Origin of the sequence: Plantibacter sp. ME-Dv--P-122b (assembly GCF_030209375.1) — a bacterium.
In the GTDB taxonomy this organism is placed as follows: Bacteria; Actinomycetota; Actinomycetes; order Actinomycetales; family Microbacteriaceae; genus Plantibacter.
Window position 1 is genome coordinate 287,738 of the sequence record NZ_JARVSC010000003.1, and the last position, 19,125, is coordinate 306,862.

General features: G+C 70.8%; 18 protein-coding genes. 9 read left to right on the forward strand and 9 right to left on the reverse strand.

From position 1 onward, the window contains the following. Positions 1-119: 119 nt before the first annotated feature. From QRN19_RS06115 to QRN19_RS06135, 5 genes are read left to right on the forward strand one after another with little or no spacing between them, the layout of a single operon-like run. Positions 120-1,577 (forward strand): DUF7847 domain-containing protein, encoded by a 1,458-nt coding sequence (locus QRN19_RS06115; RefSeq protein WP_285025852.1) that lies wholly within the window; start codon positions 120-122, stop codon positions 1,575-1,577. Next, the gene (locus QRN19_RS06120) at positions 1,574-2,242 is read left to right on the forward strand and encodes a DUF4129 domain-containing protein (protein WP_285025853.1); all 669 of its coding nucleotides are present in this window, start codon (positions 1,574-1,576) and stop codon (positions 2,240-2,242) included. Before QRN19_RS06115 ends, QRN19_RS06120 begins: the two co-directional genes overlap by 4 nt. Beyond that, complete coding sequence (locus QRN19_RS06125) at positions 2,239-3,456, forward strand: DUF4350 domain-containing protein (RefSeq protein ID WP_285025854.1); 1,218 nt, start codon at positions 2,239-2,241, stop codon at positions 3,454-3,456. Before QRN19_RS06120 ends, QRN19_RS06125 begins: the two co-directional genes overlap by 4 nt. Next, positions 3,453-4,442 carry an AAA family ATPase gene (locus QRN19_RS06130; protein ID WP_079707257.1) on the forward strand — a complete coding sequence of 330 codons (990 nt, stop codon included), beginning with the start codon at positions 3,453-3,455 and terminating at the stop codon, positions 4,440-4,442. The genes QRN19_RS06125 and QRN19_RS06130 overlap by 4 nt, the downstream gene beginning before the upstream one ends. Further along, positions 4,443-5,750 (forward strand): DUF58 domain-containing protein, encoded by a 1,308-nt coding sequence (locus QRN19_RS06135; protein WP_285025855.1) that lies wholly within the window; start codon positions 4,443-4,445, stop codon positions 5,748-5,750. Positions 5,751-5,810: 60 nt separating this feature from the next. Here QRN19_RS06135 and QRN19_RS06140 read toward each other — a convergent pair whose 3' ends face one another. Then, positions 5,811-6,677 (reverse strand): LysR family substrate-binding domain-containing protein, encoded by an 867-nt coding sequence (locus tag QRN19_RS06140; RefSeq protein WP_285025856.1) that lies wholly within the window; start codon positions 6,675-6,677, stop codon positions 5,811-5,813. A 98-nt stretch (positions 6,678-6,775) separates the two neighbouring features. Between QRN19_RS06140 and QRN19_RS06145 the strand changes: the two genes are divergently transcribed. After that, complete coding sequence (locus tag QRN19_RS06145) at positions 6,776-7,171, forward strand: DUF5997 family protein (RefSeq protein ID WP_056012681.1); 396 nt, start codon at positions 6,776-6,778, stop codon at positions 7,169-7,171. Positions 7,172-7,174: 3 nt separating this feature from the next. On the opposite strand, the gene QRN19_RS06150 is transcribed toward QRN19_RS06145, so the two are convergent. After that, positions 7,175-8,170, reverse strand: coding sequence for a stage II sporulation protein M (locus QRN19_RS06150; protein WP_285025857.1), 996 nt, complete (start codon positions 8,168-8,170; stop codon positions 7,175-7,177). A gap of 67 nt (positions 8,171-8,237) precedes the next feature. On the opposite strand from QRN19_RS06150, the gene QRN19_RS06155 reads away from it, so the two are divergent. Continuing rightward, positions 8,238-9,098 (forward strand): RDD family protein, encoded by an 861-nt coding sequence (locus QRN19_RS06155; RefSeq protein WP_285025858.1) that lies wholly within the window; start codon positions 8,238-8,240, stop codon positions 9,096-9,098. Between the two features lie 22 nt (positions 9,099-9,120). On the opposite strand, the gene ahcY is transcribed toward QRN19_RS06155, so the two are convergent. Then, positions 9,121-10,611, reverse strand: coding sequence for an adenosylhomocysteinase (ahcY, locus tag QRN19_RS06160; RefSeq protein WP_285025859.1), 1,491 nt, complete (start codon positions 10,609-10,611; stop codon positions 9,121-9,123). A gap of 81 nt (positions 10,612-10,692) precedes the next feature. Then, positions 10,693-10,902 (reverse strand): DUF3499 family protein, encoded by a 210-nt coding sequence (locus tag QRN19_RS06165; protein WP_369808449.1) that lies wholly within the window; start codon positions 10,900-10,902, stop codon positions 10,693-10,695. A gap of 107 nt (positions 10,903-11,009) precedes the next feature. Between QRN19_RS06165 and QRN19_RS06170 the strand changes: the two genes are divergently transcribed. Further along, the gene (locus QRN19_RS06170) at positions 11,010-11,447 is read left to right on the forward strand and encodes a metallopeptidase family protein (RefSeq protein WP_064295223.1); all 438 of its coding nucleotides are present in this window, start codon (positions 11,010-11,012) and stop codon (positions 11,445-11,447) included. 25 nt (positions 11,448-11,472) lie between these two features. Here QRN19_RS06170 and QRN19_RS06175 read toward each other — a convergent pair whose 3' ends face one another. The 5 genes from QRN19_RS06175 to QRN19_RS06195 form a co-directional block, all read right to left on the reverse strand. After that, complete coding sequence (locus QRN19_RS06175) at positions 11,473-12,906, reverse strand: DUF5719 family protein (protein WP_285025860.1); 1,434 nt, start codon at positions 12,904-12,906, stop codon at positions 11,473-11,475. Next, complete coding sequence (locus QRN19_RS06180) at positions 12,896-16,255, reverse strand: glycosyltransferase (RefSeq protein WP_285025861.1); 3,360 nt, start codon at positions 16,253-16,255, stop codon at positions 12,896-12,898. The genes QRN19_RS06175 and QRN19_RS06180 overlap by 11 nt, the downstream gene beginning before the upstream one ends. A gap of 111 nt (positions 16,256-16,366) precedes the next feature. Next, positions 16,367-16,696, reverse strand: coding sequence for a WhiB family transcriptional regulator (locus QRN19_RS06185; protein WP_079002812.1), 330 nt, complete (start codon positions 16,694-16,696; stop codon positions 16,367-16,369). A gap of 186 nt (positions 16,697-16,882) precedes the next feature. Next, positions 16,883-17,845, reverse strand: coding sequence for a UDP-glucose 4-epimerase GalE (gene galE, locus QRN19_RS06190; protein WP_285025862.1), 963 nt, complete (start codon positions 17,843-17,845; stop codon positions 16,883-16,885). A 54-nt stretch (positions 17,846-17,899) separates the two neighbouring features. Continuing rightward, a complete protein-coding gene (locus QRN19_RS06195; RefSeq protein WP_285025863.1) occupies positions 17,900-18,043 on the reverse strand; it encodes a hypothetical protein in 144 nt (47 codons plus the stop codon). 93 nt (positions 18,044-18,136) lie between these two features. Between QRN19_RS06195 and QRN19_RS06200 the strand changes: the two genes are divergently transcribed. Further along, a complete protein-coding gene (locus tag QRN19_RS06200) occupies positions 18,137-19,117 on the forward strand; it encodes a GlxA family transcriptional regulator (protein ID WP_285025865.1) in 981 nt (326 codons plus the stop codon). Positions 19,118-19,125: the final 8 nt, after the last annotated feature.

Below are 19,125 nucleotides of genomic sequence, written 5' to 3' on the forward strand. Positions count from 1 at the left end.
TGTCCTTACGTCTCGCCTCAGCGTAGTCGAAGTGTCCAGGAGAACCGCCGAAGCGCCGGTCGCGGGCAGGCTCGGTGTGACAACATGGAGGGGTTCGAGACGGCGAGGGGGTGTTGCTGATGGACACGGAACAGCGAGCCGGGGGCGAGATGGGCGATCAGGATCCGAACCCGTGGGCGACGCCGCAGGGGCCACAGCAGCCGGTGACGCCGGAACCGGCGACACCGCAGCCGCTCCCACCGCAGCAGGGGTATCCGCCGCTGCCACCGCAGGGAGCCCCACAGCAACCCGCGTATCCGTCGCAGCAGCAGGGGTACCCGCAGCAGCCCGGCTCTCCGCCGCAGGCGACGTACCGGCAGCAGGGGTACGGCCAGCAGCCGTATCCGCAGCAGGTCCCACCCCAGTACACCCAGCCGTATCAGCCGCACCCCCAGGTGCAGCAGCCCGGGTACGGGACCCCTCCTTCCGCTCCGACCGCCGCCTACGACGCGAACCCGTACGCGACCGATGCGTCCTGGGCCCCTGGTCCCCAGCAGGGATGGGCACCGCCGCCGAAGCCCGGGCTCATCCCACTCCGGCCGCTGTCCTTCAGCGACCGGTTCGGCGCCCCGTTCCTCGTGCTGCGACGCAACCCCAAAGCGACGTTCGGGAGCGCTCTGCTCCTGCAGGGCCTCACGGCCGTCCTCTCCCTCGTCATCGTCGGCGTCGTCACCTGGCTCTCACTGAGCCGGCTGTCGCAGGCGGCCCCCGGCGAGGAGGACGCCATCAGCGCCGGGGCGATCACGGCCATCATCCTGTCCTTCCTCATCCCCGTGGCGGTCTCGATCGCCGGCAGCGCGATCCTGCAGGGCATCATCGCGCAAGAGGTCGCTCGCGGCACCCTCGGTGAGAAGCTGCCGCTCGGCGTGCTCTGGCGGCGCACGAAGGCGCGATTCCTGCCCCTCATCGGCTACACCTTCCTCCTGATCGGTGTCGTGACGGTGTTCATCGCCGTCGCGGTGGGCCTCGGATTCGTGCTGACCGGTCTCGGCGGGACCGCGGGCGTGGCCCTCACGGTGGTCATGGGCATCGGCGCGCTGCTGGTCCTGATCGCCGCTTCCGTATGGCTCGGGACCAAGTTCTCCCTCACACCGAGCATCATCGTCCTCGAGAACGGCAAGGTCTTCCCCTCGCTCGCTCGCTCGTGGCGGCTGACCGACGGCTACTTCTGGCGGACCTTCGGCGTCCAGTTCCTCGTCTCCTCGGTCGTCAGTGTCGCGTCGCAGGTCGTCGCGACCCCGATCAGCCTGCTCGCGAGTCTCGTCCCCGTACTGTTCGTCGGGGTCGACTCGGAGGCGACGATGATCGTCGCCACCATCGCCGCGCAAGGCTTGTCGCTGCTCGTGTCGGTCATCATCGGCGCGATCACGGTCGTCGTCATCAGCGCCACGTCGGCGGTCATCTACGTCGACCTGCGGATGCGCAAGGAGGGGCTCGACCTCGACCTCGCGCGGTTCGTCGAGGCCCGCGCGGGCGGCCGTGAGACGGTCGACAACCCCTTCGACGTCGCCGCCGCCGGAGGCAAAGCGACCCGATGAGCCCGCTGTTCCTCGCGTCGCGCCTCGACGTCCCGCTCGTCCCGGATGCGCCGGGCGCCCGGGACCTGCTCCAGCGCGAACTGTCGAAGCCCGAATACCAGACGGCTCAGCCGTCGCTGTGGGACATCGTGTCGAAGGCGTTCTGGGACTGGGTGAACTCGCTCCGGGTGCCGGGAGACGGGCCCTTCACCGGCCTGTTCCCGATCATCGCGATGACCGTGGTCGTCGTCGGCATCGTGATCGCGTTCATCGTGTGGGGCGTCCCCCGGCTCAACCGCCGGAGCGCCCGTCAGCTCGACCTCTTCGGCGAACGCGACGACCGGACCGCGGAGCGGTTGCGCCAGGATGCGAGGACCGCCGCCGCGGCCGGCGACTGGACCCTCGCCCTCCAGGAGCTGTACCGGGCGATCGCTCGCGGACTGTCCGAGCGGACGATCGTCGTGGTCACCCCCGGCACGACGGCGCACGGTTTCGCCGCACGGGCGGCGGCCGCGTTCCCGCAGGACGGGCGCGCACTCGCGGACGCCGCGGACGTCTTCGACGCCGTCCGCTACCTCGAGGCGACGGGCACCGAGGCACAGTACCGGGAGCTCGAAGCGCTCGACGCCCGGCTCTCCGCTGCCGCGCCGCGGCTCCTCGCCGACCCCGAGGAGCTGGTCCGGTGACGCTCGCGACGAAGCCCACGGTGCAACGGCAGCCCGAGCCCGACGTCGCCACACCGCGGCTGCGGACCCGGCTGCGGCGGAACCGGTTCTGGATCATCGCGGCGGTGTTCGCGGTCGGGATCGCCCTCGTGCTCATGTTCGCGACGCGGGGCGCGTCGATCGACGCCGCCCTGCTCAGCCCGGGCAACCAGACTCCGAACGGTGGGCGCGCACTCGCGCAGGTGCTCCGCCAGGAGGGCGTCACCGTCACGGAGACGACCACGCTCGACGCGACGCTCGAGGCGGTCGACGACACCGACAGCACCGTCCTCCTGTTCGATCCCAGCGGACTGCTCGACGCCTCGCAGCTCGAGCGGTTGAGCGACGCCGACGCCGGACTCGTCGTCGTCACCCCCCGGGCCGCGGCGCTCCGCACCCTGTTCCCCGGCGTCTCGTTCGCGGGCAGCTCGGACGCCGCCGACGTCCTGTCGTCCGACTGCGGCGACCCCACCGCCGAGCGGGCGGGCACCGTCACCGGCGGCTGGACGCTGTACACGGCCACCGACGCCGACGCCGAGGGCTGCTTCACGGCCGACAGCGGCGGGAGTGCTGTCGTGACGCAGGCGGACGGCGCACGGGTGCTGCTCGGCTCGGCCGACGCATTGACGAACGACGTCGTCGACCGGGCCGGGAACGCCGCTCTGGCGCTCGGCCTGCTCGGCTCCACCGCGCAGTTGGTCTGGTACCTGCCGAGCCTCGATGACGTGCCGGTCACCGGTCCCCCGAGCCTCGACGAGCTGACGCCGAGCTGGGTCGCCGGAGTCACCGGCACCGTTGTCGTCACAGCGATCCTGGCCATGTTCTGGCGCGGGCGCCGCTTCGGCCCGCTCGTCATCGAGGACCTGCCCGTCGCGGTCCGCGCGAGCGAGACGATGGAGGGGCGCGCACGCCTCTACCAACGCTCCGGTAACCGTCAGCGGGCGCTCGACGCGCTGCGGATCGGCACCGTGTCCCGCCTCGCGGTCGCCGCGGGCCTCTCCCGGCACGCCTCCGTCGTCGAGGTCGCCGACACGGTCGCCGGACTCACCGGGCTCGACCCCCGGCACGTGCGGTCCGTCCTGCTCGACGCCGTACCGACGAGCGACGCCGACCTCGTCTCCCTGTCCGATCACCTGCTCGACCTCGAAGCCGCCGTCGCGCGCGCCACGGACCTCACCGGAAGGAACCATCCATGACCGACGCCCCCGTGCCAGGATCCACCGCACCGAACCCCGACGATCTCCGGCGAGCACTCGCCCAGGTCCGCGTCGAGGTCGGCAAGGCCGTCGTGGGTCAGGACGCCGCCGTCACCGGGCTCGTCATCGCACTCCTCGCCAAGGGCCACGCGCTCCTCGAGGGTGTGCCCGGCGTCGCGAAGACGCTCCTCGTCCGATCACTCAGCCACGCGCTGAGTCTGGACACGAAGCGCGTGCAGTTCACGCCCGACCTCATGCCCGGCGACGTCACCGGCTCGCTCGTCTACGACGCCAAGACCGGCGAGTTCGAGTTCCGCGAGGGCCCGGTGTTCACGAACATCCTGCTCGCCGACGAGATCAACCGCACACCCCCGAAGACCCAGTCCGCCCTGCTGGAGGCGATGGAGGAGCGCCAGGTCAGCGTCGACGGCCGTTCGCTTCCACTCCCGGACCCGTTCATCGTGGCCGCCACGCAGAACCCGATCGAGTACGAGGGCACCTACACGCTCCCCGAGGCGCAGCTCGACCGCTTCCTGCTGAAGCTCGTCCTCGACGTGCCCGAACGCGACGTCGAGGTGGAGGTGCTCCGGCGGCATTCCGCCGGGTTCAGCCCGCGCGACCTCACGGCTGCGGGTGTCAGGCCGGTCATGGGCGCGGCCGATCTGCGGGCGGCCCAGCTCGAGGTCGGACGCGTGGGTGCCAGCGCCGACGTCCTCGCCTACATCGTCGACCTCGCGCGCGCCACGCGGCGCAGCCCGTCCGTCCGACTCGGGGTCAGCCCCCGAGGGACGACCGCCCTCCTCGCGTCGGCGAAGGCCTGGGCCTGGCTGAGCGGCTACCAGTCGATCACCCCCGACCACGTGCAGACGATGGTGCTCCCGGTCTGGCGCCACCGCATGCAGCTGCGGCCCGAGGCAGAGCTCGAGGGTGTCTCGGTCGACGCGATCCTGCGCTCGATCATGCAGCAGGTGCAGGTGCCCATCTAGATGGCCGTCACCGGGAGGTTCGTCGCGCTCGTCGCGTTCGGCGTCGTGCCGATCGTGGTGCTCGGCGTGCTCACGGGCGACGCCGCCCCGGCGTTCATCGCGTGGCTCGTCCTCGCCGCCGCGCTCGGCGCGCTCGACCTCGTGGTCGCGGGTTCGCCGCGGGACATCGTCCTGCAGCGGCAGCTGCCGTCCCGCGTCAGACTCGGCGACTCGGCGACGAGCACCCTCTTCCTCACCAACCGCGGACGCCGCCGCGTCCGTGCACTGGTGCGGGACGCCTGGCAGCCGTCCGCCGGTGCGCCCGCCGAGCGGCTCCGCGTCGACCTCCCACCGGGCGAGCGACGGAGCGTCGGTCTGGTGCTCACCCCGTTCCGCCGCGGCGAGCGACGGGTGTCCCAGGTCACGGTGCGGTCCTTCGGTCCGCTCGGACTCCTGGCACGTCAGGCGACGTTGAACAGCGCCGGACACCTCCGGGTCCTGCCGGCGTTCGCCTCGCGGAAGCACCTCCCGAGTCGGATCGCACGCCTCCGTGAACTCGACGGCGCGACGAGCGTCATGGTCCGCGGTCAGGGCACCGAGTTCGACTCCCTGCGCGAATACGTGCGGGGCGACGACGTCCGGTCGATCGACTGGCGTGCCACGGCACGACGGGGCGACGTCATGATCCGCACCTGGCGACCGGAGCGCGACCGCCGGGTCGTCATCGTCACCGACACCGGCCGCACCTCCGCCGCGCGCATCGCCGACGAGCCGCGCATCGACACCGCGTTCGAAGCCGCGCTCCTCCTTGCCGCGCTCGCCACGAGAGCCGGCGACCGCATCGACTATCTCGCCTACGACCGTCGGGTGCGTGGTCGCGTCCAGGGGGCGACCGGCGCAGAACTCCTGTCCAGGATGGTCGACGCGATGGCGCTCGTCGACCCTGAGCTCATCGAGACCGACTGGGACGCCGTCCCCGGCCAGGTCAGGCAGATCACGAACCAGCGCGCCCTCGTCGTCCTGCAGACCTCGATCGACGCCCCCGGGGCGGCGCGCGGGCTCCTCGCCGTCCTCCCCCAGCTCACGCAGCGCCACACGGTGGTCGTGACGAGCGTCGTCGACCCGGCGACCCTCGAGGCCACGCGCGACCGCGGCGACCGCGAGACCGTGTACCGCGCCGCCGCGGCCGAACGCGCCCTGCTCGACATCGAACGCGTGTCGGCGGCGATCAGACAGCTCGGGGCCGACGTCGTCACCGGCTCACCAGAGACCCTGCCCCCGGCGCTCGCCGACGCCTACATCGCACTCAAGGCGTCCGGTCGGCTCTAGCCCGATCCGTCGCCGATCGACCGGATCCCTCCACCTGCCGGCCGGAACCGGGAGGACGGGTCAGCGGCCCTTGCGCTTCTTGCGCCGTTCGCGGGCGAGTTCCTCCTGCTTGGCCTTGCGTGCGGCGAGCTGGGCGCCTCGGCTCGTCCCGGCGGCGGTGCCCTGGGTCGAGCCGGCCTTCGGCGTCTTCCGCCGTCTCGCGGCCTGCTGCGGTGCGGGCGCGGGGACCTGCTCGGCCGGAGCGGCTCGTCGCGAGCTGTTGGCCGTGCGCCCGCGCACGATGCCGATGAACTCCTCCACGGCCTCGTCCTCGCGGTCCTTCGGCCAGACCAGCACGACGGGTATCGGTGGAAGATCGGCGATCGGACGGTATTCCACGTCCTTCCGCTGGTGCAGGCGCGCGACGGATTGCGGGACCACGACGATCCCGACCTCGGACGCGGCCAGTTCGACCGCGGCCTCCGGGTCGTCGGTCAGCGGCGCCGCCGGGGCGTCGAACCCGAGCACGGCGGCACGTTCGTTCCACTCGAGGACGAGCGGCGTCATGATCAGCTGCTCGTCGGCGAGCGAGGCCATCCCGACCGTGTCCCCGGCTCCGAGCGCAGCGCCCTTGGCGAAGACGACGACGGGGAGCTCCTCGAACAGGGCGATCGTGTTCAGCCCGTCCTGGTCGATCGGGACCCGGGCGAGCACGACGTCAGCCGCACCGGAGACCAGGACCGCTCGCTGCTCGTCGAGGTCGACTCGGATCAGCCCGAGTTCGTCGTCCGGACGGCGCTCGCTCCAGATGCGCGCCCACTTCCCCGGGTTCACGCCGCGCGCGTAGGCGACGGTCAGCGCCGGCGGGGTGGTCTCCGGCTCCGTGTCGGCGCCGAGCCCGTCGTCGCCGACCTCGATCCCGTCGACCTGGTCGTCCTGCCTGTCCATCGAAGCCTCCACTGCTCGGCTTGCCACACTACTGCAGCGCGGTCGACGGGTGATCCGGCCGGTTGGGCGAGGACACCGCAGCGAGGTACGCTGAGCGGATGGGTGCGAGCGAACAGATCATGAAACCGGCGACCGCGGCGAAGAAGCTCGGGGTCTACCTGCCGGCGACCCCGGCGTCGTTCCAGGAGGAGCCGATCACGCGGTCGGCGTTCCTCGAGCTGCAGGCGAACCCGGCGGACTGGCTCGTCGAGCTCCGGAAGAACGGACCGCACCCGCGCGATGTCGTCGCCCGCAAGCTGGGCGTGTCGACCTCCGGTCTGGCTCGCGCCGAGATCACCGAGGCGCTGACCACCGAACAGATCCAGGAGCTCCTCCGTACGCTGCCCGCCTGGCTCGTCCAGGAGCGCGCCGTGCACGCCGAGGTGAACGCCGAGAACGCCCGGGTCAACGCCAGGAACGCCGAGCGCCGCGCACGATCCGAAGCCGGCGAGTAGCCGTCAGCCGGCGACGATCCGCTTCGCGCCGGCCTCGAACTCGGCCAGGTCTCCACGCTCACCTGACCGGTACGCGCGTCCACCCCACCAGCACATGTAGGCCAGGAAGGCGGCGAGGGCTCCTCCACCGATGAGCATCTTGACCGCCCACGGCCACGGTGCCGGCGTCACGAAGCCTTCGACGAGCCCCGAGACGAAGAGCACGATCACCAACCCGATGGCGATGGTGAACAGCGCTCGGCCCTCCTCCGCGAGCGCCTGCCCCCTCGTCCGTGGTCCGGGTGCCACCCAGGCCCAGAAGATGCGGAGACCTGCCGCCGCCGCGACGAACACCGCCGTGAGCTCGAGCATGCCGTGCGGGAGGATGTACTCGAAGAACACGTCGCCCTTGCCGTAGGCGAACATCACCCCTGCGGCCTGCCCGACCCCCTGGGCGTTGGTGACGATGATGTACGGGACCCAGACACCGCTGATGCCGAACGCCACGCATTGCGCCGCGATCCACGCGTTGTTCGTCCACACCTGACCGGCGAAGCTCGCGGCCGGGTTGTTCGAGTAGTAGGCGACGAAGTCGTCCTCGACGTACTGCTTGAGTTGCGCGTCGGTACCGAGGTTCGCGAGGACCTGCGGGTTGCCGGCGATCCACACGGCGTACAGGGTCGCGATGACGACCGTCGCGACCGCGACGGCGAGGGTCACCCAACGGACCCGGTAGAGCGCGGCGGGCAGCGCCAGGACGAAGAAGCGCGGAACACTCGACAGCACGTTCGCACTGGCTCCGGTGAACCGCAGGCGCGCCCGCGACAGGGACACCGAGAGGCGGTCGCCGACGAGGGTCGATCCGGCCGTCGTCTTGATCGCGGAGAGCTGAGTCGCTCCGGCCTGGTATCGGTCGATCAACTCATCGGCTTCCGGCCCGCTGAAGAACCGCTGCTTGCCGAGCGCGTCGAGGCGGTCCCATTCCTGGCGGTGGGCTGCGGAGTAGGCGTCGAGGTCCATCGCAGCCATGCTACGCGGTGGTGGCGCTCCATGGCCGGTCCCCCACGCATCTGCTTGAATGGAGCACATGTCCGAACCGGCCCGGGTCCCGCTGCACGAGACGACGCTGGACGACGGCACCGAGCTGATCACCGGCGAGGCGGTCGCCCTCGACGTACGGCCCACCGGATTCATCCTGCGCGCAGCGGGCGCCGTCATCGACTACGTGGTGTCGATCCTCGTGTTCGTCGGCCTCATGCTCGCGATGTTCTCCTGGGTCCTGTCCGGGGTCGCCATGGACACCGCGATGTTCACCGCCATCGTGCTCGGCCTGACGGTGCTCTGCCTCGTCGTCCTGCCGGCGGCGGTCGAGATCGCCACCCGCGGACGGTCGCTCGGCAGACTCGTCGTCGGTGCTCGCATCGTCCGGGACGACGGGGGTGCACCCGGCTTCCGACACGCGTTCATCCGTGCCCTCACCGGGTACTTCGAGATCTACGCCACCGCTGGCGGCATCGCCGCGCTCACCGGCCTGCTGAGCGCCCGTTCGAAGCGTCTGGGCGACGTGCTCGCCGGGACCTACAGTCAGCGCGAGCGTCTACCGCGGGTGGTGGAACCCGTCGCGATGATCCCACCACAGCTCGCCGCCTGGGCCGGCGGCGCCGACGTGGCCCGACTTCCCGACCCGCTGGCGCGGCGCGTCACCCAGTTTCTCAAACAGGCCGGCTCACTGACCCCGGCCACGAGGACCCGATTGGCGGCCGAACTCGCGGCGGAGGTGTCGCGATTCGTGTCGCCGCTGCCGATCGCTCACCCGGAGGCGTTCCTCGTCGGGGTCTCCGTCATCCGCCGAGAACGCGAGTACCAGGCCCAGCTCGCGGCCCGTCAGCGGCTGTCGCTCCTCCAGCCGGTGCTGAGCGGTCAGCCGCACCGGTTCCCCGACCGCTGAGGCGGGGAACCGGCGGCTCCGCCTAGTAGCGGTAGTGGTCGACCTTGTACGGGCCCTCGACCGGCACACCGATGTAGTCGGCCTGCTCGCCCGTGAGCGTCGTCAACTGCACGCCGAGTGCGTCGAGGTGCAGGCGCGCGACCTTCTCGTCGAGGTGCTTCGGCAGCACGTACACGCCGATCGGGTACTCCTCGATCCGCGTCCAGAGCTCGAGCTGTGCGAGCACCTGGTTGGTGAACGAGTTGCTCATCACGAACGATGGGTGCCCCGTCGCGTTCCCGAGGTTCATGAGGCGTCCCTCGCTGAGCACGAGGACGCTGCGCCCCGTGGGGAGCCGCCACTCGTGGACCTGGGGCTTGATCTCGATCTTCTCGGCGCCCTCGAGGGCCTCGAGGGAGGCCATGTCGATCTCGTTGTCGAAGTGCCCGACGTTCGAGACGATCGCGAGGTGCTTGAGCGCCAGGATGTGGTCGAGGGTGACGACGTTGAAGTTGCCGGTGCACGTGACGATGATGTCGACCTGGTCGGCGACGCTCTCGAGGGTCGCGACCTGGAAGCCGTCCATCGACGCCTGGAGGGCGCAGATCGGGTCGACCTCGGAGACGATGACCCGGGCACCCTGGCCGCGGAGGGCTTCGGCCGCACCCTTGCCGACGTCGCCGTAACCTGCGACGAAGACGACCTTGCCGCCGATGAGCACGTCGGTCGCGCGGTTGAGGCCGTCCGGCAGGGAGTGCCGGATGCCGTACTTGTTGTCGAACTTGCTCTTCGTGACCGAGTCGTTCACGTTGATCGCGGGGAACAGCAGCTCGCCCTGCTTCGCCAGCTCGTAGAGCCGGTGCACACCGGTGGTGGTCTCCTCGGTCACGCCGAGGATGTCGGCGGCGACCTTCGTCCAGCGATCGCTGCTGCCGGCGAGCGAGCGACGGAGCACGTCGAGGACGATGCTGTACTCGTGGCTGTCGGCGTCGGTCGTGTCGGGGACCGCTCCGGCCAGTTCGAACCGACGGCCCTGGTGGACGAGCATGCTCGCGTCGCCGCCGTCGTCGAGGATGAGGTTGGGGCCGGTCCACTCGGCGCCGGCAGCGGCGGCTTCGGTCGACCAGTCGAAGATCTGCTCGGTGCACCACCAGTACTCTTCGAGCGTCTCGCCTTTCCAGGCGAAGACCGGCACACCGGCCGGTGCCTCGACGGTCCCGTGCGGACCGACGGCGACGGCGGCCGCCGCCTCGTCCTGGGTCGAGAAGATGTTGCAGCTCGCCCAACGCACCTGGGCACCGAGCGCGACGAGCGTCTCGATGAGCACTGCGGTCTGCACCGTCATGTGCAGCGAACCGGCGATCCGGGCGCCGGCGAGGGGCTGGCTCGCGCCGAACTCCTCGCGCAGGGCCATCAGGCCGGGCATCTCGTTCTCGGCGAGGCGGAGCTGGTGTCGGCCGGCCTCGGCCAGCGACAGGTCGGCCACCTTGTAGGGCAGGGTGGTCGTGGGGGCAGACGGTGCGGAAGAACTCATGACGCCATTCTCTCAGACCGTCAGGCGTCGCGGACCTTCATGTCGGTACCGAGATCAGGCACGGGGCGGGGCCGTCGACGGTCAGGAACCGTAGCCGACGTCTCCGAGGACGCTGTGCTTCACGACGCTCCAGCCCTGCGGCACGCTCAGCCGCACGGCGTGGATGGAGCAGAGGTCGTAGCTGTGCGGGCTCTTCTCGATGCTCAGCGGGCCGAGGACGGCCATCGAGTCACGGTAGTCGTAGGTCAGCGTCGCCACGGGCTCGCGCGAGCAGCCGACCTTCGAACACATCCTGTCCACCATTTGCCCCAGCGTAGCCCGGGGGCGACGGCGGCACCGTCCGGCTCGCCGGTCGAGCGGGTCTGAACCGGGCCGCCGACCACACCTAGACTGGACGCATGGCGCAGGCTGACGAGGAGACGCGAGGCGCCCTCTCGCGCCGCCGGTCACGGCACGGTCGCAACGGTCGTTCGAGCGTCGTCGGACCGGACGTGCCCCCGATCGACACCCGGATCGATCAGTTCGACCTGACGGTCGCCACCACCGCCGACTACCTCCGCGGAGCCTGGCCCGCCGAACTGGCCGACGTCCGGTTCGAGGTCGGCGCGATGCCGGCGCAGAACTCCGGGACGGACGGCGTCGACCGCTGGTTCGTCGACCGAGCACGCCGACGCATCATCCTGTATCGGCTGCCCATCCAGCGGATGAGCAAGCTCCACCGGAACGACGAGCTACATCAGCGCATGATGGTGGAGAGCTGCGTGTTCCGTGCCGTCGCCGAGCTCCTCGGCAAGGACCCTTGGGACCTCGGGCCGGAGCGCTACCGGTTCCTCTGACCCGAGGTCACCGCGGTCACCGCGGTCACCGCGGGTAGACGCTGATCGGCGCAGCCAGCGGGTTCGGCGGTGTGACCGGCAGCGACGCGAGCCGCCCTGCCGCAGCGAGACTGATCGAGGCGTGGAGGCCGTCGGCCCCGGCGACGACGTAGCTCTGACCCGAGGCGACGCCGAGCGTCACCGCCGCGCCCGCACCGACCTTCGCCGTGGTCTCCTTGCCGTCAGCACCCGTCAACGTGAGTTCGGCGTCGGTTCCGGACGGGTTGAAGACGTGGAGTTTCTGCCCCGGACCCGTGGGGACCGTGAAGGCCGCGGTGTCGTCGAGTGCGGGCGTCGCTCCGAACCAGGCGAAGTCCTCGAGCGTTCCACCGCGGGAGTTCGTCCTGGCCGCCGCGACCACCGGTCGGGTCGAGGTGACCTCCAGCGAGAACTCACCGGCCGGGAGTTCGGCCAGGGCGATCTCACCGGGAACGCCCGGCTGGATGGTCGCATCGATGACGATCGGCTCGTCCTTCGCGTTCTCGCGGGTGGCGGTGATGACGACGTCAGCGGGCTCGGATCCCGGCGCGAACAGCCTGAGGGCCGTGGCCCGGTCGTCGACGGACGCGGTGTCGGAGCTCGCCCCTGCGGCCGCCGGAGCGGTGACCACGACGCCCGGGATCACGAGATCGGTCGAGGGAGCCGCGGTCGGCCCCTGGACCTCGACACCGCCGGGGGTCAGGACGCGGACCGTGCTCTGCTGGAGTGCGGCCACCACTCGACCGCCCTCGCTCGTCACGTGCACGACCGGGGTCGGCTCGTTGGGCGCGAGACCGGTGAGGGCGATCACCCGCTGCGTGCCGGTGGCGACGACGATCCCGGCGGCTCCCGGAGCGTCGATCCGCCCGGCGGCACCGAAGACCTCGAGGGTCACGTTCGCATCGACGGCCGACGGATTGCTCAGCAGGATCAGGGTGGTGCGACCGATGTCACTCGACCCGCCGACGAGCCAGCTCTCGGCCGATGCCGGCGTGCAGGCGGCGGCCGCCAGACCGGCGACCTCGGCTTCGGCGGCGATCTGCGACTGCGCGCCGCTCAGGGGCGTCACCGTCCCGTCGGTGGCGCCGGGCACGGTGATCACCGTGGGTCCGCCGTCCGCCGCACCGCTCGTGTTGTCGGGCGCGGCGAGCTCACTCGTCGTGGGCGTCACCCCGTTCGCGCCGAAGTCCACGGTCGCCGGACCGAAGGAGCCGGCTGCCGTGGCGGCCGTCGCGTCCTGGGCCAGGGCGAGCAGCGGCCCCGGGCACACGACCGACTGGTCGCCGGCCACCGGGGTGACTCGGATGTCCTGAGGGGCGATCTCGACCGTCGGGAGGGGCAGCTGCCCGGCCGCTGCGATCGTGACCGCGGCGATCCCGATCCCGACGAGGCCGGTGACGATGCGACCGGAGGTGATGGCGACTCCGCGCTTACTGGGCATGCGGCTGCTCCGTTCCCGGGGTGTCCCGGCGGGTGGTGTCGGGACCCGACGTCGTCTCGGTGGAGTCGCTCGGATCCGGATCGGACACGACGGCGTCGCCTGCGGCGACCGTCGGTTCGTCGGGGACCTGGTCGGCTGTGGTGTTCGTGTCGGCGTCGGCGTCTGGAGTCGATCCGGTCACGTCGCGGTCCGTGAAGACGGTGTCGTCCGTGACCGACTCGGTTTCATCGGGAGCGACGGTGTCGTCCGACGCAGCGTCGGCGGTCGCCACAGCGCCATCGACCGACTCGGCGTCGTCGGCCGCCTCGGCCTGCGCCGCCACGGGCGCAGCGGCCCCGGCCGAAGTCCGCCCCCGACGCCACCAGCGCGGCTTGGACGGACGGGTCGACCCGTCGGCAACGGTGGCCGGCTCGGTTCCCTCCGCCTCGTCGTCGGGATCGGCGGTCGGTTCCTCGTCGTCGTACGTGCCGGTCTCGTCGTCGTCGGTCACCGCGACCGTCGCCCCGGACGCGGCCGCCTTGCGAGCGGCACGGCCCTTCAACTTCGCGGGCTTCCGGGATCCAGCGCGGTACCCGTCGCGGGATGCACCGTTCGGGATGCTCAGGAGCAGGGTGATGAGGAACACGACGCCCAGGCCGACACCGATGAGCGTGCCGAGCACGTTGGACGTCGGGAGCGCGGGACCGGTGCCGACATCCGCTGCGGTGCGCCAGAGCGTCCCGCTCGTCGTGTCACCGACGGCGACCAGGGCCGCGTTGGCGTCGAGCGCGCTCGCCGCGCGGCCGGCGGTCTGACCGGCCACCGTCTGCTCCTCGCCGTCGGCCACCGGCGACAGCAGCACGAAGGCGATGCCGTGCTCGACGAGGGTCTCCGTCGGGTCCAGTCCGCTCTGCGAGGCGAGGTTGCCGGCGAGCTCGGCGACCACGCGGTCGTCCGAGGACACGCCGGGGGCCGTCTGGGCGATGGTCGACTGGCCGTCGAGCGTCTCCCCCTGTCCACGGATGACGACCGCGGTGATGGTCCCGTCGTCGAGGGGCGTGATGACGAGGGTGCCGAGCCGAGGATCGGTCTGCGTCGCGGCCGTCACGTAGGCGGGCAGCTGGCGACCGGAGCTCTCACGGACCACCGAGGTGCCGAGCGGCTGGGCGAGGGCGAGCGGGAGGGCGATCACCGCGGCGGCGAGGACCATGACGAGCGCCGGGACAGCCCGGAACCGTGGGATGCGATCGAGGCCGAGGGTCGCGGCGCCTACGATCCCGAGCCAGTAGAGGCTGATCGCCGCGCCGGCCCAGACGGGCACGGCCGTTCCGGAGGCCGAGGCGAGGAAGAGATGCGTGGCGAACACGGCCGACACGAGTCCGAGGAACGCCGCGATGAGCAACGGGACGGCCCGTCGGGAGCCTGGGAGGAACAGCGCCAGCAGCGCGACGATCGCGAGTGGCGCGAGCAGCGCGGGCACCACGATGGCGGGAGCCGCACCCGGCAGTCCGAGTGCTGCGCCGAGCTGGCTCCATCCACCCAGGCTTCCGCCGGGGAAGCCGAGGGAGAGTTGCCAGCCGGACGCCGCGGTCGCGGGCGTGGCGACCCCCGGATCGGCGAGGAGTCCGAGCCAGTTGTTGCGATGGATCCCCTGCTGCCAGATGAGCGGGGCGAACAGCGCGGCGGCGGGGATCGGGACGAGTCCGACCCTGGCGACCCCCCGACCGGAGAAGACCATCGCGACGACCCAGATGACGAGTAACGCCGGGGCGAGCGACGGCGAACTCGCGACGATCGCGGCGAACAGGAAGGCGCTCGTGCCGGCGGCGGCCCAGGAGCGCGACGCGACCACGCCCGCGTAGAAGAGCCAGGGCAGCAGGACATGGACGATGACGGCCGCGGGACGACCATCGGCGAGCGCGGTCAGGAGCGTCGGGGCGAGCGCCCAGAGCAACGCTGCCACCGCACGAGGACCGCTGCGTTCCGTGAGCCGGGTGGCGGCGAACCAGGCGCCGAGCGCCGAGAGCGGCAGCGCGAGCAGGAAGAGCAGGACCAGGGAGAACGACGGCTGCCAGAAGGTGATGCTTCCGAGCACCGCGAGGACCGCGCTGAACGGGTCGGCGGCACCGACGAACCCGAGACCGACGTCGCGCCACCCGAAACCGATGTGCTGCCAGAGTTCGCCGACCGTCGCCGACAGCGGGAGGAGTCCCCCGCCGGTGAGGTACGCGGCCCCGAGGAGCGGAGCGAGGATCGCCGCTCCGACGACCGCCGTCGCGAGGACGACCCAGGCACCTCCGCCGGAGAAGAATCGCAGGTCGCGTTCCTCGCCGATGAAGCCGATCTGCGTCGCCTCCCGCGCGAGCGCGCGTTTGCGTCGGACCTCGTCGAGTCGCATCCGCAGGCCCGCGATGCTCGACCAGCCCAGGGTCCGGTTCTTCGCGAGCTGGCGCCGGGCACTCCCGACCTTGGTCCCGGAGAACGCGACGGCGCACGCCGCCGAGAGCTCGCCGAGCACGAGTTCGGGTTGCTTCTTCACGAAGTGGCCGATGACCCGGAGGATGGCGAGCGGAACCAGCGTGAGCCAGTGCACCGGGACCATGATCCCCGGCGCGTAGACGAGACGCCGGTGGAGCTGTGCGGCGCGCGCCTGGCGGTGGCGACGACGACGCGCGCCGAGCCGGTTCGACCAGGAGGGACCGGCGATGCCTTCGCCGGCGGAGGCGACCCGCGCCGTCGGCACGACCGCGACCAGGTAACCCGCGAGGCGGGTCCTGATGCAGAAGTCCAGGGCGTCGTCCGCCACGAGGGCCTGGTCGAAGCCGCCCAACTGGTCCCACAGCTGGTGGCGCACGAGCATGCCGGCCGGGCCGACCGCCATCACGTCGTTCATCGTGTCGTGCTGGGCCTGGTCGAGCTCGTCCTCGACCACCGGGACCGCCGCACCGAGGGTGGTGATCGTCTCGCCGTAGCGACGGAGGAACGACGCGTCGTCCCAGTCGAGGATCTTCGGGCCCGCCACACCGACGGACGGCGAGACCTCGAGGGCTCCCAACAGTGCGGCGAGCGCCGTCGGCTCGGGAGCCGTGTCCTCGGAGAGCAACCAGAGCATCTGCTCGGCGTCCTCAGGCTGATCGGTGACGCGGACACCGGCGGCAACGGCCTGCGCGAAGCTGAGGTCCTCGGTCGAGGTCACGAGCTTCATGCCGGGGACGCGACCGAGTTCCTCGATCGTCGCCTCACTCCCACGCGTGGCGACGGCGATGATCCCGTCCGCCGGACGGGTCTGGGCACGGAGGGCGTCGAGCGTGCGTGCGAGCGGCTCTGAGCCGTCGCGCACCACGAGAATCGCCGTTACTCGGGGAGACATCGGATTCAGACTAAGCGGGTCCGGCCGGAAGATCGGGAACCGAGCGGGCGCGCCCCGAATCGGGGGCGTTCCGGTGAGCCGGGAGCGCTTCGATCAGGGATCGGCTGAGCGTCAGACGGCGCGTTTGCGCAGTTTCCGACGCTCGCGCTCGGAGAGGCCGCCCCAGATGCCGAAACGCTCGTCGTTCGCGAGCGCGTACTCGAGGCACTGCGACTTGACGTCGCAGCTGGTGCAGATCCGCTTCGCGTCGCGTGTGGAGCCACCCTTCTCGGGGAAGAACGCCTCGGGATCGGTCTGCGCGCACAGGGCGTCGGTCTGCCAGGAGAGCTGGGTGTCGTCCTCGCCCTCCGCAGCGGGCTGACGGACGCCGGGCACTCCCAGATTGACCGGATCGACGAACCAGTCGTCGGGTACTCCGGCACGATACTCAGGAATCGCCATACCGTCTCCCCACCTACTCGTACCCTGCGCCACGCGGCGCGATACATAATTACACCCTTGTAGTTATGGTCGAGTCAAGTCGCACATGGTAAAGCCTCAATCACGACGTGAGGGTTCGCGACGCGCCGAGTGTGACCCGAACTGGGTGTCGGGGTACGTCGGGGCGGATCGCGCGGCCGCGCGACGTCAGTCGGCGGCGCGCCTGGCCCGCCACGCGCTCTCCACCATCTGGCGCAGATCGTGTCGCATCCGCCAGTCGAGATCGCGAGCTGCGAGCGCGCCGGACGCGACGATCCGAGCGGGATCGCCCGCCCTCCGCGGCATGATCTCGGGAGTGAAGTCGATCCCGGTCACCTCCGCCATCGCGGTCATGATCTCGCCGACACTCGAGCCGTCCCCGCTCCCGAGGTTGTAGGCCGCCTCGAGCGACTCACCCGCATCGAGCCGCTTGGCTGCGGCGACATGGGCGGCTGCGAGATCCGCGACGTGCAGGTAGTCGCGGACGCAGGTGCCGTCCGGCGTCGGGTAGTCGTCGCCGTTGATGCGGGGGGTGCGTCCGGCGAGGAGCGCGTCGAAGACAAGCGGGAAGAGGTTGTGCGGGCTCGTGTCGTAGACCTCGTCCGTCCCGGAGCCGACGACGTTGAAGTACCGCAGCGAGGTGTGGCGGAGCCCGGTCGCGACACCCTGGTCGCGCAGCAGCCACTCGCCGATGAGCTTGGACTCGCCGTAGGGCGATTCAGGGGCTTTCGGGGTGTCCTCGGTGACGAGGTCGACGTCCGTGGTCCCGTAGACCGCGGCGCTCGATGAGAAGACGATCTGCTCCACCCGATGCTCCTCCATCGCGGCGAGCAGCATCGCGGTGGCCGTGACGTTCTGGGCGTAGGTGTGGAGCGGGCGCTGCACGGACACACCCGCGTACTTGTACCCGGCGACATGGACGACACCGCTCAGCTCGAACTCGGAGAAGGTGCGCTCGAGGACCGAGCCGTCGAGCAGGGTTCCGCGGACGAACGGCACGCCGGCCGGGACGAAGCGCTCGTGCCCGCTCGACAGGTCGTCGAGGACGACGACGTCGATCCCCTCAGCTTGGAAGGCCCGCACCACATGGGCTCCGATGTATCCGGCTCCGCCCGTCACCAGCCACGCCACGATGCTTCCTCCAGGGAGTCATCCATCTGCCGTGCTGCAGACGGAGTGACCAGACTACTGGAGGCTCGTGCGTTGTGCGGCGGGGCGACTGGGGACGCGGCGATAGCCGTCGGTCAGGACGGTACGGATGGTCGCGGCGGAGGCGACGATCGCGACGAGGACGATGATGAGGCCGACGACGAGTGCGATGATGGACATGTCTGAAACTCTAGGAATGGCGAAAAACTGCCACCAGTGGCAGGATGGACGCAAATCAGCACATTCCTGCCAAATCGATCATCCGGAGGTCCCATGCTGTCGAAGGTCGCCCTGCTCGCCATCCCGGGGCTGCAACCGTTCGAGTTCAGCGTCGTCTGCGAGGTCTTCGGCATCGACCGGTCGGACCAGGGCGGTCCCGCCTTCGACCTCCGCATCGTCACGAAGGACCCCGGTCCGGTCCGGATGAACCTGAGCGACGACGGTGCGCGGGGCTTCGACATGATCGTCGACGAAAACCTGTCGTTCGCGGCCGAGGCGGACCTCGTGGTGATCACCGGTCGTGGTGGATCGCGTGCCGGAGCGGTCGACGAGGCCTACCTCGACGTCCTCCGAGCGGCGGAGGCACGGGGTGCCTGGGTCCTCAGCGTGTGCAGCGGGTCGTTCGTCCTCGGTCAGGCCGGGCTGCTCGACGGTCGGCGCAGCACGACCCACTGGATGTACACCAGCGAGCAGCAGACGATGTTCCCGGGCACCACCGTCGACCCCGACGTGCTGTTCGTCGAGGACCGCAAGGTCATCACGGGCGCGGGGACCGCTGCCGGCATCGACGCGTGTCTGCACCTGGTACGACAGGAGTACGGCGCGGCGAGCGCCAACGTCATCGCCCGCCGGATGGTCGTCCCGCCACAGCGCGACGGCGGTCAGGCGCAGTACGTCCTCTCCCCCGTCGCGGCGCAGCAGTGCGAGTCGCTCGCCCCGGTCGTCGACTGGATGCTCGACCACCTCGCCGAGGACCTGCCCATCGGGCGTCTCGCGCGGCAGGCGCACATGTCCGAGCGGACCTTCGCACGCCGCTTCCGCTCGGAGCTCGGCAGCACGCCGGCCGCCTGGCTGAACCGGCAACGTCTGTTCCGAGCCCAGGAGATGCTCGAACGCACCGACCACGGTGTCGAACGGATCGCGGCCGACACCGGTTTCGGCACCGCCGCCGTCCTCCGCCACCACTTCGACCGCGTCCTCGGCACGACGCCCGCCGCTTACCGGCGCAGTTTCGGGGTACGGGAGAGCGCCTGAGCTGCATG